Source organism: Paracoccus laeviglucosivorans (assembly GCF_900182695.1).
In the GTDB taxonomy this organism is placed as follows: Bacteria; Pseudomonadota; Alphaproteobacteria; order Rhodobacterales; family Rhodobacteraceae; genus Paracoccus; species Paracoccus laeviglucosivorans.
In genome coordinates this window covers 50,706-66,325 of the sequence record NZ_FXTK01000004.1, presented here as the reverse complement: position 1 = coordinate 66,325, position 15,620 = coordinate 50,706, and the positions used below count along the sequence as shown (strand labels likewise).

Sequence of the window (15,620 nt, the reverse complement as noted above, 5' to 3'; positions counted from 1 at the left end):
TTTCTTCCCGGAAAAGCCGCCCGGTTCCCCGCGCGGCAGATGATTTCTCAGTTCTTCAAATACCCATGCAAGGCCAACCGCAAGAGCGGCGATCAAACCGGACGCGCTGCGCGGATCAGGGTCAGGATGTCGCGCGCCGCCGAAGGGATATTGGTCCCCGGTCCAAAGATCGCCTTGACCCCGGCTTTCTTCAGGAACTCATAATCCTGCTGCGGAATGACACCGCCGCAGATCACCAGTATTTCCCCGGCACCCTGTTCCTTCAGTGCGGCGATCAGCTTTGGCGCCAGCGTCTTGTGACCTGCCGCCTGCGATGAGATGCCCACCACGTGCACGTCATTGTCCACCGCGTCCTGCGCGGCTTCCTCGGGTGTCTGGAACAGCGGGCCCACATCCACGTCAAAGCCTATATCGGCAAATGCGGTGGCAATGACCTTGGCACCGCGATCATGACCGTCCTGACCCATCTTGACGACCAGCATCCGGGGACGGCGGCCTTCCTCCTCGGCGAAAGCCTCGACGTCGCGCTGGATCTGCGCGAATTCCTCATCGCCCTCATAGGCGCTGCCGTAAACTCCTGCCAAGGTCTTCACCTCTGCCCTGTGACGCCCGAACGTGCCTTCCATCGCCAGACTGATCTCACCGACGCTGGCGCGGGCGCGGGCGCATTCGACCGCCGCTTCCAGCAGGTTGCCGCCCTCGACCGTGCGCCGCCCCAGTTCTAGCAGTGCCGCGTCGCAGGCCACTTGGTCGCGGGTCGCGCGGATATGTTTCAGCCGGGCGATCTGGGCATCGCGCACCGCGAAATTGTCGATGTCCAGAATGTCGATCGGATCCTGCTGCGCCAGCTTGTATTTGTTGACGCCGACGATCACATCCTCGCCCCGGTCGATCTGGGCCTGACGCCGCGCTGCCGTCTCCTCGATCCGCAGCTTGGGCATACCGGATGCGACGGCCTTGGTCATGCCGCCCATCTCCTCGACTTCCTCGATCAGCGCCCAGGCCTTTTCGGCCAGTTCGTGCGTCAGGCTTTCGACGTAATAGGAACCCGCCAGCGGATCGACGACATGGGTGATGCCGGTTTCTTCCTGCAGGATCAGCTGGGTGTTCCGCGCGATCCGGGCGCTGAATTCGGTGGGCAGGGCAATCGCCTCGTCCAGCGCATTGGTGTGCAGCGATTGCGTGCCCCCCAGCGCCGCCGCCATCGCCTCATAGGCGGTGCGGATGACGTTGTTATAGGGATCCTGTTCTTGCAGTGACACGCCCGAGGTCTGGCAATGCGTGCGCAGCATCAGGCTGCCGGGCTTCTGCGGGTTGAATTCGCGCATGATCCGCGTCCACAGCAGACGCGCGGCGCGCAGCTTCGCGGCCTCCATGAAGAAATTCATGCCGATGGCAAAGAAAAACGACAGACGGCCCGCGAACTGGTCCACGTCCATCCCGGCCTTCAGCGCCGCGCGGACATATTCGCGCCCATCCGCCAAGGTATAGGCAAGTTCCTGGACGAGGTTCGCGCCCGCCTCCTGCATGTGATAGCCCGAGATCGAGATCGAATTGAACTTGGGCATCTCATTGCTGGTATATTCGATGATGTCCGCGATGATGCGCATCGAAGGTTCGGGCGGATAGATATAGGTGTTCCGCACCATGAATTCCTTCAGGATGTCGTTCTGGATCGTGCCCGACAGCACGGAACGGTCATGGCCCTGTTCTTCGCCCGTGACGATGAAATTGGCCAGAATAGGGATCACTGCGCCGTTCATCGTCATGGACACGGAAACTTGATCCAGCGGAATGCCGTCGAACAGGATCTTCATGTCCTCGACGCTGTCGATGGCCACGCCTGCCTTGCCGACATCGCCTTCGACGCGGGGGTGGTCGCTGTCATAGCCGCGATGCGTCGCCAGATCGAAGGCCACGGAAACGCCCTGCTGTCCCGCCGCAAGTGCGCGGCGATAAAAGGCATTCGATTCCTCGGCGGTCGAAAAGCCCGCATATTGCCGGATTGTCCACGGTCTGCCCGCATACATCGTGGCGCGGGGGCCGCGGGTATAGGGCTCGATCCCCGGCAGGCTGCCAAGATGGGGCAGGTCTGCCACATCGGCCTCGGTATACAAGGGCTTCACCTCGATCCCCTCCAGCGTCTGCCAGTTCAGGGTGTCGGGGGATGCGCCTTTCAGCTCACGGCTGGCAAGCTTTTGCCATGTTTCAAAGCCGGCTTTGGTGCGTTCGTTCATTTTGCATCCTTTCGCATGGCCGCTTCGCCCCTATATGAAGGCATAGACGGGGGAGCGATGAAACTGAAACGGTTGATCTTTCTTGCAATGGTGCCGCTGGTCGCAGCCATGGGCGCACGCCCCGAGGGCGACGGCCACCAGCCATATGTGCGTGGCGAGGTTCCGGCGGCGCGTTCCGACAACAGTCCCAGTGATGCGGGCAACGCGCGCGAATTGCGTATCCTGCCCGCGTCCGAGGCCGATCCGCAGGAATTCCTGTGGCAGGCGCGGCCCGTCGTGGTGTTTGCCGATTCTGCAGCCGATCCGGCATTTTCGGACCAGATCCGCATGTTGGAACGCGACAGCGTGGCGCTGAACCTGCGCGACGTGGTGGTGGTGACCGACAGCGATCCCGCCGCGAATACCGTCTGGCGACGGCAATTGCGCCCCGAGGGCTTTTCGCTGGTGCTGCTGGACAAGGACGGGCAGGTCAAGCAACGCAAGCCTGCGCCGTGGTCGGTCCGAGAGATTTCGCGCGCCATCGACAAGTTCCCGCTGCGCTTGCAGGAAATCGGGCGGGCACGGCTGCCGTAAATTCTGTCGCGAATTGCCACAGTTTCATTGCGGCGCGGCCTGCGGCACACTATCTTTAAGGCAGGGTGGTCGTGCCGCCCGCATCCACGGAGGTCCGTCATGTCCAGTAAATCGCAGTCCGCGCCCGTGACCGAACCCTCGGCCATGTCGAAGCCGCGCCCGCTGGACCGGGCCACAGAGCAGTTGGTAGAACGCCTGCGCGCCGCCCGGACGGCCAATGAAATGGCGCTGATTGTCGGGTTGAAGCCCATCAAGGGTCGCTCCGGCCCGAAGATCGCCTATTAAGTCTGTCACGCAGTTCCGCCAGTTCGGCGGGCAGGGTCGCAGGCAGTCGCGCAATATCGGCCAGCAGCGCCTCACGCTCCTTTTCATGCGCCTGGCGCAGCGCTTCCTCGCCCAGAAACACGCTGGTCATAAGCAGGCGCATCGCCTCTTGGCCGCTTTCCCGCGCCGCCTCGGTCATCTCCAGATAGTCCACGAACATGCCGATCGCGCGCGCGCGGTCCTTTTCGGCCTGTTTCTCCAGCGCTTCGGCGAAAGCGCCCATCATCGCGATCTGGCGATAATAGGTAACGACCGGGTCGATGATCAGCTCGGGCAGCAGGTGCACATCCTTCAGGACGGTGACATAGATGCGGTCGTTTGCCTGCTTCGGGATCACCGGCACATGGTCGCCCGCCAGAATGGTGCGCAGCGCGGCCTCGTCCATGCGCTGCGCCTCTAGCGTCGCGACATGCGCCCGGATTTCGGCCAGCAGTGCGCGCTGGATGTCGCGGCTGCGCTCGCCGCGCTGCTTGCCCTCGCGGTTGCGGTTCTGACGCGCGGCCACGATCCAGCCCACGGCGATGAACAGGCCCGCGATGATGCCCTGCTGCGCATGCGGGCTGAGGAAACTGTCCAGATAGGGGGTCATTCGAACTCGATAATGACGTCATCGACCTTCAGACTGGCGCCCGGCTCGGCATTCACGGATTTCACGACGGCCCTTTTCTCGGCGCGCAGGATGTTTTCCATCTTCATCGCCTCGACTGTGGCCAACGCCTGACCTTCCTGCACCTCGTCGCCAGCAGCGACGTTTATGCACACGACAAGGCCGGGCATCGGGCATAGCAGGAATTTCGAGGTATCGGGCGGCAGCTTTTCCGGCATCAGCCGTGCCAGTTCCGCCGCGCGCGGACGGCGGACATAGCATTTCAGGTCCGCCCCCCGCAGCCGCAGCCGAAAGCCTGATGGCAGGCGGTCCACCTTCATCACCAAGGGCGTGCCATCGACCGACAGCCGCGCCAGCGTCTGACCCGGCAGCCAGTCGCTTTCGACGCGCAGCTTGGCGTCCTGCAACTCGACGGTGGAGCCTTGGCGATCGGCCGTGATCCGCACCGGGATTTCGCGCCCTGCGACCGTCACCATCCAATGTTCGCCCACGTGGCGTTCGTGATTGTCCAGCCGCCCCGAGATGCGCGCCCGCCGGATTTCGGCCACGCGATGCATGGCCGCTGCCGCCGCCGCGATGCGGGCAAGCTGCGTATCGGGCGGGGTCGCGCCCATGAAACCTTCGGGATATTCCTCGGCGATGAAGGCCGTGGAAATCTCGCCCGACACGAATTTGGGATGATCCATCACCGCCGACAGGAAGGGTAGGTTGTGCCCGATCCCCTCGACCTCGAATTCGTCCAGCGCCTGCCGCATCCGTTCGATGGCATCGCCGCGCGTGGGGGCCCATGTGCATAGCTTGGCGATCATCGGATCGTAATACATGCTGATCTCGCCGCCTTCATAGACGCCGGTATCGTTGCGCACGACATGCGTGGGGGCCGCGACCTCGGCAGGCGGGCGATAGCGCGTCAGCCGCCCGATCGAGGGCAGGAAGTTGCGATAGGGGTCTTCGGCGTAAAGGCGGCTTTCCATCGCCCAGCCGTTGATCTTCAGATCGGACTGGGCAAAGGGCAGTGCCTCGCCATTGGCGACGCGGATCATCTGTTCGACCAGATCAATGCCGGTGATCAGCTCGGTCACGGGATGTTCGACCTGCAGCCGGGTGTTCATCTCAAGGAAATAGAAATTCCGGTCGCCATCGACGATGAATTCCACGGTGCCTGCGCTGGTATAGCCCACGGCGCGGGCCAGCGCGCAGGCCTGTTCGCCCATTGCGCGCCGCGTCGCCTCGTCCAGAAACGGCGAGGGGGCTTCTTCGATCACCTTCTGGTTCCGGCGCTGGATCGAGCATTCGCGTTCATGCAGATAGACGCAATTGCCATGACTGTCGGCCAGCACCTGAATTTCGATATGGCGCGGCTGGGTCACGAATTTCTCAATGAATATGCGGTCGTCGCCAAAGCTCGCTGCCGCTTCGTTCTTGGACGACTGGAAACCCTCGCGCGCTTCCTGATCGGTCCAGGCGATGCGCATCCCTTTGCCGCCGCCGCCCGCGCTGGCCTTGATCATCACCGGATAGCCGATCTGGTTCGAGATGCGGACAGCTTCCTCGGCGTCGGCGATAAGGCCCATATAGCCGGGAACCGTGCTGACACCTGCCGCCTGAGCCAGCTTTTTCGAGGTGATCTTGTCGCCCATCGCCTCGATCGCGGGTGAAGGCGGACCGATAAAGGCCACGCCTTCGCGTTCCAGCGCCTCGGCGAATTTCATGTTTTCGGACAGGAAACCATAGCCGGGATGAACTGCCTGCGCGCCGGTCTGGCGGATCGCGTCCATGATCTTGTCGATCACGATATAGGACTGGCTGGCAGGCGCGGCCCCGATATGGACCGCCTCATCGGCCATTTTAACATGCAGCGCGTTCCGGTCGGCGTCGGAATAGACGGCGACGGTCCTGATCCCCATCTTGCGGGCGGTCTTGATGACGCGGCAGGCGATTTCGCCGCGATTGGCGATCAGGATCTTCTGGAACAAGCTGCTTCCTCCATAGCTATTCAGACATGAAAAAACCGCCCCGGTGCATGACCGGGACGGCTTGAAGACGTGACCGCGCGTGATGCGCCGGTCAGATCACTGGCACAGACGCACGTCGTTGCAAAGCGCGCCAGCGGCAGCGCCGACGGCTGCGCCTTTGATGGCGCTGTGGCCCGACAGGTCAGCGATGACCGCACCCGTGCCCGCACCGATAAGCGCGCGGTCGGTGTCGGTCGGGTTGATGCCTTGGGTGCAGCCTGCAAGGCCGGTGAGCCCGAGGCCCAGAACAAGGATAAGCTTCTTGGACATCTTGCGATTTCCTTATGATCGACCATCTGCGGTTGAAACGCGCGACGGTCGATCCGGTTGCAGGGATCAGTAGCGACGCTGGCAAACGCCGGCGTCGTCGCACAGGGCGCCGCCAGCCGCACCGATAAGGGCACCGGTGCCCACATCGCCGTCGATGATCTTGGCGACAGCCGCACCTGCCAGCGCGCCGCCAGCTGCGCGTTGCGCGTCCGGCGACAGGGTCGAGCCGCCGTAGCCGTTGCTTTCACAAGCGGCAAGGCCAGCGACCAGAAGGACGGCGCCAGAGAGACGGAGGATGACGGATTTTTGCATAGCTCTTTGCCTGTTTTATGCGCCCGCAGACGGGCCGCGAGTTGTGACGATGCAGGCAATATTGCACGGTGATTTGTCAGAAGAAACTGACAACGATGTGAAAATGCAAGGCTACGCGGCAATCCGCCCATCAATCTTCGTCCTCGTCCCAGTCGTCGTCATCGCCCCAATCGACATCGTCCCAGTCGAATTGTTCGGGCTCTGCGGCAAAGAGTTCGGGAAAGCTTGCCTCGGCGCGTTTCATGTCCACGCGCAACATCTGTTCGTAATCGGTGGGGTTCAGTTTTCCGACCGGCTGGACCTCGCGGCCGATCAGCCAGGACAGCCGTCCGGCGTCAAGATTGCCGCGCTCGAACGGCTCATCGCCGAAGCACTGGATCAGGGCCGCCATGAAGCCTGCATCGGCGCGCTTGTCGGGGGCCTTGCGGTCGCGAAAGCGCTCGCGTCTGACGATAGGTGTGGCGCCCTTTTTATTGGCGCGGCGGATGGTGAATTGGAAATCTGTTCCGGGAAGGCGGCCCGGAAAGCCGCGATGCTTCAGCATGTCGTGCCCCGTTCTTGAATGCAGTGTTCAAGCGCGGGTCGGGGCGGGCGCGATGGGCGCGGGCCGCCACGCAGCCCGCGCTCGGCAAACGGCTTAGTTGGCGCCGTATTTGCCTTGGAAGACGGGTTCGGGCGAAACGACCGGAGCCGGGGCGACGACTTCCGGTTCTTTCTTGGCGCAAGCTGCTGCGAGGCCGACGAGGACGAGTGCGAGGGCGAGTTTCTTCGACATTGTGTCGTGCTCCTGTGGGACGGGACTGCAAAGTCCCGACTGCTCGGTTGAGATTCGGCCGCGTTATGCGACCGAGGCGAAATCATAGACATACGGGCAGAAATGGCACAGGCAACCCCGCCTGCGCGGCTGCGGCCCGTCCTTGCCTGTGGCAGCCTTGCATCAGCGCGGAATTCTGCCATCACCAAGGCTCCCATTGGCAGCTGTCGCGATCGGCGGGCAGGCGAAACGCCTCGAAAAGCTGAAGCGCATCGGGGTCATAGGCGCCAAAGGGCACTTCCTTATCCGATATGCTGATGACGATCTGGCCGGGGCGGGGCGTGCCGCCAACGACGCGCGGCAGCACCCAGTTTTCGCATAGCCAGACCACATCTTCGTGAACGGGATCCTTGGCCAGAACATCGGGCGCGGCGGGCAGGGCCGGGTCGTCCAGCATCGCATCCGCCTCGGCTTCGTCGGCATCCGCTTCGGCATCGCCTGCATCGCTGGTCGAGATCGTGACGTCGGCATCGGGTTCGACGGCAGCGGGCGCGCCGCTGATCGTCACGTCGCCGGTTTCTGTGTCGATATCGACCGAACCACCTTCCTCAAGCACATCGTCCGTCTCGGATGCAGGGCCGCTGGTCGAAGGCACGCGCTGCGCCAGATCGGGCATCACGAAGCGAAACCGATAGGTCAGTCCGTTGCCGCCGGAATCGTCCTGCCGCGTCTCGATCCATTGCGCCTCTGCCCCCGAGGGCAGTTTGATCGCCATGCCCACGACAACCTCGGCCCCGGCGGGCGGGGCAAGGCAGCTCAGGGTCAGGAATGCGGCGGACAGGCGGATGTCGGGCATGGGTCAATGATCAAAGCGGGATATTATCGTGTTTTTTCCATGGGTTCGTCAGACGCTTGCCGCGCAGGCTGGCGAAAGCGCGCGCCACGCGGCGGCGGGTCGAGCGGGGCTGGATCACCTCATCGATGAAGCCCTTTTCGGCAGCGACGAAGGGGTTGGCAAAGCGATTTTCATAATCCTTGGTGCGGGCGGCGATCTTTTCGGCATCGCCAAGTTCGCTGCGATAAAGGATTTCGACCGCGCCCTTGGCCCCCATCACTGCGATTTCCGCCGTGGGCCACGCATAGTTGAAATCACCGCGCAAATGTTTCGACGACATCACGTCATACGCCCCGCCATAGGCCTTGCGGGTGATGACCGTGACCTTGGGGACCGTCGCCTCGCCATAGGCAAACAGCAGTTTCGCGCCGTGCTTGATGACGCCGCCATATTCCTGATCGGTCCCCGGCAGGAAGCCCGGCACATCGACCAGCGTCAGGATCGGAATTTCGAACGCATCGCAGAAGCGCACGAACCGCGCGGCTTTGCGGCTGGAATCGATGTCCAGACAGCCCGCCAGCACCATGGGCTGGTTCGCGACGACGCCAACGGTCTGACCCTCCAGCCGGATGAAGCCGGTGATGATGTTGGCAGCGAAATCCTTTTGGATCTCGTAGAAATCGCCTTCATCCGCGACCTTCAGGATCAGTTCCTTCATGTCATAGGGCTGGTTGGGGTTATCGGGGATCAGCGTATCAAGACTGGGTTCCACCCGCTGCGGATCGTCAAAGAATGGCCGGGTCGGGGCCTTTTCGCGGTTGTTCAGCGGCAGCAGATCGACCAGACGGCGCACCTCGGTCATCGCCTCAACGTCGTTTTCGAACGCGCCATCCGCAACCGAGGATTTCTTCGTATGCGTGGACGCGCCGCCCAATTGTTCCGCCGTCACCACCTCGTTCGTCACCGTCTTGACCACATCGGGGCCGGTCACGAACATATAGCTGCTGTCTTTCACCATAAAGATGAAGTCGGTCATGGCGGGCGAATAGACCGCGCCGCCGGCGCATGGCCCCATGATGACCGAAATCTGCGGCACCACGCCGGATGCCAGCACGTTGCGCTGGAACACATCGGCATAACCTGCAAGCGAAGCCACGCCTTCCTGAATGCGTGCGCCGCCCGAATCGTTCAGGCCGATGACCGGCGCTCCGTTTTGCAGTGCCATGTCCATGATCTTGCAGATTTTCTGCGCGTGGGTTTCGGACAATGACCCGCCGAATACGGTGAAATCCTGCGAAAACACATAGACCAGACGCCCGTTGATCGTGCCCCAGCCGGTCACCACGCCGTCGCCATAGGGCCGGTCCGCATCGATCCCGAAATCGGTCGAGCGGTGGCGCACGAACATGTCGAATTCCTCGAAGGAACCTTCGTCCAGCAAAAGCTCCAGCCGTTCGCGCGCTGTCAGTTTGCCGCGGGCGTGCTGGGCGTCGATGCGACGCTGCCCTCCACCCAGACGTGCGTCGCGGCGGCGGGCTTCAAGTTCTCCAAGGATGTCCTTCATGTGGTCTCCTCCAGCGTTTGGTGCAGGTTAAAGCGCGCGCTGCAGCGCGGAAAGCGGAAATGCGAAAATTTGCAAACACCGCAATCGCAAATTGCTGCAAATGGCAAAACTGCAAAGCTCTTGACGAAAGCCGGGGCAGGGGCCATGCCGCTGGGCATGGGACTCATCATCGATCTTTCGGCCATTCAGGCCAATTTCAAGACCCTTGCAGAGCGCGCACCCGATGCGCGTCCGGGGGCCGTGGTCAAGGCCGACGCCTACGGTCTGGGTGCGGTGCGCGTGGCACCTGCGCTGTATCAGGCGGGCGCGCGCGATTTCTTCGTGGCGCTTGCGTCCGAAGGGCGCACGATCCGCCAGCATCTGCCCGATGATGCGCAAATTTTCGTGCTGTCGGGGCATATGGAGGGCGAAGATCTGACCGGGCTGATCCCGTTGCTGAACAGCCCCGCGCAATTCTTCCGTGACCGCGCATTGCGGCCACGCGGGCCGTTCGGCATCCAGCTTGACAGCGGCATGAACCGTTTGGGCTTTGAGCCGGGCGAATGGGCCGCCGTGCGGACCGAGGCGCTGGCCGCGGAGCCTTTGCTGGTCATGTCGCATCTGGCCTGCGCCGACGAACCCGAACATGCGGCAAATGCGGGCCAGCTTGCCGCGTTCCGCACCATGACCCAAGGCGTGACCGCGCCGCTTTCGCTGGCAGCCACGGGCGGCACGCTGCTGGGGGTGGATTATCACTTTGACCTCGTGCGGCTGGGTGTCGGCATGTATGGCGGTCTGCCCTTTGCGGATGCGCAGCCCGTTGTCACGCTGGCCCTGCCCATTATCCAGACGCGCGAGGTGCGGGTCGGTGAATCGGTGGGCTACGGCTATAGCTGGACCGCGACGCGCCCGTCGCGGGTGGCCACGGTTGCTGCGGGCTATGCCGACGGGCTGGCACGCGCGTTGGCACGCGGCGGCGATCTGCAGCTTTGGGCGGGGGATCGGGCCTGCCCGGTGATCGGTCGCATCTCGATGGACCTGATCACGGTCGATGTGACCGACCTGCCCGACATCCCGGTATCGCTGGAAATCCTGAACGCGCGGCAGGGCGTCGATGCGCTGGCCGAGCGGTCGGGCACCATCGGCTATGAAATCCTGACCTCGTTGGGGCAACGCTACCCGCGGACTTATCTGTGAACCCCATCCGGCTGATCGGACGGGCCAGCATCGCGCTGACCCGAAATCTGGGCCGGGTGTCGATCTTTGCCGCGCGCGGTCTGGTGGGGGTGGGCAGCCATCCTGCTGAGCTGGCGCGGCAGATCCTGCATATCGGTTGGCTGTCCTTGCCGGTCGTGGGGCTGACCGCGCTGTTCACCGGCGCGGCGCTGGCCTTGCAGATCCATTCCGGCGGCGCACGGTTTCAGGCGTCGGACGTGGTTCCGGCCATCGTCGCCATCGGCATGGCTCGCGAACTTGGCCCGGTGCTGGGCGGGCTGATGGTTGCGGCGCGCGTGGCATCGGCCATCGCGGCGGAACTGGGCACGATGCGCGTCACCGAACAGATCGACGCGCTGGTGACGCTTTCGACCGACCCGATGCGCTGGCTGGTATCACCGCGCCTGTGGGCCGCGATCCTGTGCGTGCCTGTGCTGGTCGGCGTGGGCGATGTGATCGGCATCATGGGCGGCTGGCTGGTTGGGGTGAACGCGCTTGGGTTCAACTCGGCCACCTATATCGCGAACAGCTGGGCCTATCTGGAAAGATGGGACGTGGTGTCGGGGCTGGTCAAGGGTGGCTTTTTCGGTGCCATCGTCGCGCTGTCGGGCTGCTGGTTCGGCATGAATGCGGGCAACGGCGCGGCAGGCGTGGGGCGCGCAACGACCAGTGCCGTGGTCGCGGCATCCGTGGGCATTCTGGCTGCGAATTTCCTGCTGACGGGGCTGTTTTTCAGATGATCGAGCTGCGCGGCCTGTCGAAATCTTTTGGCTCCAAGCAGGTGCTGGACGGCATCGACCTGACCTTGGCCGAGGGCGAAAGTCTTGTCGTCATCGGCGGTTCGGGGACAGGGAAATCAGTGCTGCTGCGCTGCATTCTGGGGCTGGAGACGCCGGATGCAGGCCAGATCATGTGGCGCGGCGCGCCTTTGGCAAAGCAGCGCGATGCCTTCATGCAGGGTTTCGGGATGCTGTTTCAGAACGCGGCTTTGTTCGACAGCCTGCCGATCTGGCGCAACGTGGCCTTTCGCCTGCTACGCCGCATGCCCAAGGGGCAGGCGCGCGATGTGGCGGTGGCGAAACTCGCCCGCGTCGGCCTTGGACCCGAGGTGGCCGATCTATACCCTGCGGCCCTGTCGGGCGGGATGCGCAAGCGCGCGGGTCTGGCCCGCGCCATCGCCGACGATCCGCGCGTGATCTTTTTCGACGAACCGACGACGGGGCTGGACCCGATCCGCGCCGCCGCGATCAACGCCCTGATCCGCGAGATCGTGGATGAAACCGGCGCGACGGCCATCACGATCACGCATGACATGACCTCGGTCCGCGCCATTGGCGATCGGGTGGCGCTGCTGGACCGGGGGCGCATCCGTTGGCAGGGAACAGTCGCGGAAATGGACGCGGCGCCCGACCAATACCTTCAGGATTTTATCGCGGGGCGGGCACGCCTCTCGTATGCCGGGGGCTGAATGCATATATTTGCACCATGCTTTGCGCAAATCCGCGCCACGTGGTCGGACCCTCTTGTGCGAATCCCGCGCAGTTGCGACGATAAACCCGTAATTTCGACCTGACCGGAGAAGAATTTGGGCCTGTCCCCAAACACACCCGAGACCGCGAACCCCGGCGAAACCCTGCTGGAATTCCCCGACAACAGGCTGCTGATCGACCTCTGCGGCCCGCATGACCGTCACCTCGCCCGGATCGAGGAGGCGTTGAAAGTCCATGTCCTGCGCCGGGGCAACCTGCTTTCCGTCGTCGGCCCCGCCGATGCGCAGGCCGAGGCGGCGCAAGTCCTGAACGGGCTTTACGCCCGGCTTGAACAGGGCCGCCACGTCGAGATGCCCGAAGTCGAAGCCGCGCTTCGCATGGGGGTCGAGACGGCGCAGGAGCCGATGTCGCCCGCCGAACAGCTGGAAATGTTCCAGACCGGCCATATCGAGCTGCGCACCCGCAAGAAAACGGTCGAGCCGCGCACCGACGCGCAAAAGGAATATGTCCGCAACCTGTTCGCCAATGAACTGGCCTTTGGCATCGGGCCTGCGGGCACCGGCAAGACCTATCTGGCGGTCGCGGTTGGCGTGACGATGCTGATCGGCGGCCATGTCGACAAGATCATCCTGTCGCGTCCCGCCGTCGAGGCGGGTGAGCGGCTGGGTTTTCTGCCCGGCGACATGAAGGAAAAAGTCGATCCCTACATGCAGCCGCTTTACGACGCGCTGAACGACTTCCTGCCCAGCAAGCAGATGCAGAAGCTGATGGAGGAAAAGCGCATCGAAATCGCACCGCTGGCCTTCATGCGCGGGCGGACACTGGCCAACGCCTTCGTCGTGCTGGACGAGGCGCAGAACGCCACCACCATGCAGATGAAGATGTTCCTGACCCGTCTGGGCGAGGGGTCGCGCATGGTCATCACCGGCGACCGCACCCAGATCGACCTGCCGCGCGGCATCCATTCCGGTCTGACCGATGCCGAAAAAATCCTGGCAGGGGTCAAGGGCATCAGCTTCAGCTATTTCACCGCCAAGGACGTCGTGCGTCACCCGCTGGTCGCCCGCATCATCGAAGCCTATGACGCCGAGGCGGAAGCGGCCTTGGCGCGCGGCGAGGTGTTTGACGAACGCGGCCAACGCATCCCGCGCCGGGAACCGCGTCTGGCCTCGGGTGGCAGCGATGCCTGAATCGGATGACGAACACGCGGGTATCGTCGATCTGGTGATCGAGGATGAGCGATGGGACGACGCCGATCTGCTGGGCATGTCCGAACGCGCCGCGCAGGGCGTGGGCGAGTGGCTGGGCCTGACCGGCTTTCAGGTCGTGGTCATGGGCTGCGATGACGAACGTATCGCGGGGCTGAACGCCGAATTTCGCGGCAAGCCCAAGGCTACGAACGTCCTGAGCTGGCCTGCCATCGAATTCGACGCCCGCGCCCCCGGCGCAGCACCCGACCTGCCCGATGTCGAGGAATTGGGCGACATTGCCATTTCCTATGACACCTGCCTGCGCGAAGCCGAAGCGCAGGGCAAACCCTTTGCCGATCACGCCACCCATCTTTTGGTGCATGCCATACTGCACCTTGCGGGTTACGATCACATCGACGATCAGGACGCCGAGACCATGGAGGATGCGGAACGCTCGATCCTTGGCAAGCTGGGCATCCCCGATCCCTATCTGGAACTGGAAACATGACAAACGACCGAAGTCCCGACACGTCCGTGTCTGCCGAACCTGCCTCGTGGGCGGATGGAACCAGCGGGGACGGGCGGGACATCCCGCAATCTCGTGGCTTTCTGGGGCGCATTCTGGGCGCCTTTGGCGGCGGCGAGAGCGAGGCCGGTGACACGGCCCAGCGGGACGGAGAGCGGGCCGGGCCTGCGCTTGGCATGGTCAACCTGCGGCGTATGCGCGTCGATGATGTGGCGATCCCAAAGGCGGAAATCGTTGCGGCACCGATCAATGCGACGCTGCCCGAAATCGTCGAGATGTTCCGCGAGCACGGTTTTTCGCGCATCCCGGTGTTTCGCGGCACGCTGGACAGTCCGCTGGGGCTGATCCACCTGAAAGATCTGGCGCTGAAACACGGCTTCGGCTCGGACGCGCCGCAATTCATGCTGCGTCCGATGCTGCGGCCCCTGCTTTACGTGCCGCCGTCGATGCCGATCGGCGTCTTGCTGCAGCAGATGCAGCAAAAGCGCATCCACATGGCGATGGTCATCGACGAATATGGCGGGGTGGACGGGCTTGTGACCATCGAGGATCTGATCGAGCAGGTCATCGGTGAGATCGAGGACGAGCATGACGAGATCGAAGACGGCCTGATGATCCTTGAAAAGCCCGGCCAGTGGCTGATGCAGTCCCGCGTCCCGCTGGAAGCGGTCGAGCGTGAGACGGGCCTGCGCCTGACCGCCGAGGATGAAGATGAGATCGACACGCTGGGCGGCCTGATCTTCATGCTGACAGGGCGTGTGCCGGTTCAGGGCGAGATCGTGCCGCATGAAAGCGGTGCCGAGTTCGAGGTGATCGAGGCCGATCCCCGCCGCGTCAAACGGGTGCGGCTGCGCCTGCCGGTGCCGGAAAGCGCAACCGAGATCTAAAGCGCGGCGAACGCCTTTGCATGATGAATGGCGCTGCCTTTGGGCAGCGTCGGGCCAAAACCCATCAGATGCGGCCCGGCATAGGGCGAGGCCAGCTCAACCGGCGCAAATCCCAGACCCGTGTAAAAGCCCGGATCGCCCAGCACGACCACCGTATGATCGGCAAGCTCTGCCAGCACGGCGTGGATCATGGCCGAACCGATGCCGCGTCCCTGCAATGCGGGATGCACCGCAACAGGGGCCAGGGCCAGCGCCGGACCATCGGCGCGCAAGGGCGACAGCGCCAGATGGGCGACGATGATGCCCGATACCTCGGCCACCATCGACAAGGCCAGATCACCATCGCGGCGCAGATCATTGACCAGCGCAGCCTCGGCCCTGCCATCGAAAGCCAGTTCCAGCAAATTGCTGATCGCCTGTGCATCGCGGGTTTTTTCCGGGCGCAGATGCGGTAAAGCCTCGCGCCGCTGGAAATCCCGCTGGATCGCGGTGCTTTCCACGCCCCAGCGGCTGGCCTTGGTGCGGGCCTGATGCGCGGCGAATGCGGTGTCATCCGCGAAAAGCTCATTCAGGCGCCAGATCATCGGGTCATCGGTCTGGGCCAGATCAAAGCGCAGGTTGCCCGGTTCCGCCCGGCTAAGCGCGACATGTTCGGGCAGCAGATCCAGCGCCAGCAGCATCTGCGGCATGTCGTGACAGATCAGACGGCCCGACAGCGCGACCAAGGGCTTCGCAAGCTGGATCGGGCGACCTTCCTGATGGTCGTGATCGTGATCGTCGTGATGGTGGTGATGATGCCCGCAGGCGCAGCCGCTCATTCTGCTCTCCCTAGAATGGGGGCA

General features: G+C 63.5%; 18 protein-coding genes. 8 read left to right on the top strand and 10 right to left on the bottom strand.

Features of this window, described 5'->3' with window-relative positions:
• Window positions 1-92: 92 nt before the first annotated feature.
• Window positions 93-2,237: a methylmalonyl-CoA mutase gene (gene scpA / locus FN835_RS05895; protein ID WP_142662285.1), complete on the bottom strand. Its 2,145-nt coding sequence runs from the start codon at window positions 2,235-2,237 to the stop codon at window positions 93-95.
• Between the two features lie 57 nt (window positions 2,238-2,294).
• On the opposite strand from scpA, the gene FN835_RS05890 reads away from it, so the two are divergent.
• Complete coding sequence (locus tag FN835_RS05890; protein WP_142662284.1) at window positions 2,295-2,810, top strand: DUF4174 domain-containing protein; 516 nt, start codon at window positions 2,295-2,297, stop codon at window positions 2,808-2,810.
• 99 nt (window positions 2,811-2,909) lie between these two features.
• Window positions 2,910-3,095: a hypothetical protein gene (locus FN835_RS05885; protein WP_142662283.1), complete on the top strand. Its 186-nt coding sequence runs from the start codon at window positions 2,910-2,912 to the stop codon at window positions 3,093-3,095.
• Here FN835_RS05885 and FN835_RS05880 read toward each other — a convergent pair.
• The 8 genes from FN835_RS05880 to FN835_RS05850 all read right to left on the bottom strand — a co-directional run bounded on the left by FN835_RS05880 (window position 3,061) and on the right by FN835_RS05850 (window position 9,491).
• A complete protein-coding gene (locus FN835_RS05880) occupies window positions 3,061-3,723 on the bottom strand; it encodes a hypothetical protein (RefSeq protein WP_142662282.1) in 663 nt (220 codons plus the stop codon). The two genes, FN835_RS05885 and FN835_RS05880, sit on opposite strands and share 35 nt — an antisense overlap.
• The gene (locus tag FN835_RS05875; protein ID WP_142662281.1) at window positions 3,720-5,717 is read right to left on the bottom strand and encodes an acetyl-CoA carboxylase biotin carboxylase subunit; all 1,998 of its coding nucleotides are present in this window, start codon (window positions 5,715-5,717) and stop codon (window positions 3,720-3,722) included. The genes FN835_RS05880 and FN835_RS05875 overlap by 4 nt, the downstream gene beginning before the upstream one ends.
• Window positions 5,718-5,813: 96 nt before the next feature.
• On the bottom strand, window positions 5,814-6,026 hold the full coding sequence (locus FN835_RS05870) for a YMGG-like glycine zipper-containing protein (RefSeq protein ID WP_142662280.1): 213 nt from the start codon (window positions 6,024-6,026) through the stop codon (window positions 5,814-5,816).
• 66 nt (window positions 6,027-6,092) lie between these two features.
• A complete protein-coding gene (locus FN835_RS05865; RefSeq protein WP_142662279.1) occupies window positions 6,093-6,338 on the bottom strand; it encodes a hypothetical protein in 246 nt (81 codons plus the stop codon).
• Between the two features lie 130 nt (window positions 6,339-6,468).
• Complete coding sequence (locus tag FN835_RS05860) at window positions 6,469-6,882, bottom strand: hypothetical protein (RefSeq protein ID WP_142662278.1); 414 nt, start codon at window positions 6,880-6,882, stop codon at window positions 6,469-6,471.
• 93 nt (window positions 6,883-6,975) lie between these two features.
• Entirely contained in the window at window positions 6,976-7,113 is a 138-nt protein-coding gene (locus FN835_RS21185; protein WP_185958600.1) for a hypothetical protein, read from the bottom strand.
• Window positions 7,114-7,294: 181 nt separating this feature from the next.
• Window positions 7,295-7,948, bottom strand: coding sequence for a DUF6497 family protein (locus tag FN835_RS05855; RefSeq protein WP_142662277.1), 654 nt, complete (start codon window positions 7,946-7,948; stop codon window positions 7,295-7,297).
• 10 nt (window positions 7,949-7,958) lie between these two features.
• Window positions 7,959-9,491: an acyl-CoA carboxylase subunit beta gene (locus FN835_RS05850; RefSeq protein ID WP_142662276.1), complete on the bottom strand. Its 1,533-nt coding sequence runs from the start codon at window positions 9,489-9,491 to the stop codon at window positions 7,959-7,961.
• Between the two features lie 156 nt (window positions 9,492-9,647).
• Here FN835_RS05850 and alr point away from each other — a divergent pair, with 156 nt between their 5' ends.
• The 6 genes from alr (at window position 9,648) to FN835_RS05820 (ending at window position 14,778) form a co-directional block, all read left to right on the top strand.
• On the top strand, window positions 9,648-10,667 hold the full coding sequence (gene alr, locus FN835_RS05845; protein WP_142662275.1) for an alanine racemase: 1,020 nt from the start codon (window positions 9,648-9,650) through the stop codon (window positions 10,665-10,667).
• Window positions 10,664-11,425, top strand: coding sequence for an MlaE family ABC transporter permease (locus FN835_RS05840; protein WP_142662274.1), 762 nt, complete (start codon window positions 10,664-10,666; stop codon window positions 11,423-11,425). Before alr ends, FN835_RS05840 begins: the two co-directional genes overlap by 4 nt.
• Window positions 11,422-12,153, top strand: coding sequence for an ABC transporter ATP-binding protein (locus FN835_RS05835; protein ID WP_142662273.1), 732 nt, complete (start codon window positions 11,422-11,424; stop codon window positions 12,151-12,153). Before FN835_RS05840 ends, FN835_RS05835 begins: the two co-directional genes overlap by 4 nt.
• A gap of 117 nt (window positions 12,154-12,270) precedes the next feature.
• Window positions 12,271-13,365, top strand: a complete 1,095-nt coding sequence (locus FN835_RS05830) for a PhoH family protein (RefSeq protein ID WP_142662272.1) — start codon at window positions 12,271-12,273, stop codon at window positions 13,363-13,365.
• A complete protein-coding gene (gene ybeY / locus FN835_RS05825) occupies window positions 13,358-13,873 on the top strand; it encodes an rRNA maturation RNase YbeY (protein WP_142662271.1) in 516 nt (171 codons plus the stop codon). Before FN835_RS05830 ends, ybeY begins: the two co-directional genes overlap by 8 nt.
• Complete coding sequence (locus tag FN835_RS05820) at window positions 13,870-14,778, top strand: CBS domain-containing protein (RefSeq protein ID WP_142662270.1); 909 nt, start codon at window positions 13,870-13,872, stop codon at window positions 14,776-14,778. Before ybeY ends, FN835_RS05820 begins: the two co-directional genes overlap by 4 nt.
• On the opposite strand, the gene FN835_RS05815 is transcribed toward FN835_RS05820, so the two are convergent.
• Window positions 14,775-15,596 (bottom strand): GNAT family N-acetyltransferase, encoded by an 822-nt coding sequence (locus FN835_RS05815; protein WP_142662269.1) that lies wholly within the window; start codon window positions 15,594-15,596, stop codon window positions 14,775-14,777. The two genes, FN835_RS05820 and FN835_RS05815, sit on opposite strands and share 4 nt — an antisense overlap.
• Window positions 15,597-15,620: the final 24 nt, after the last annotated feature.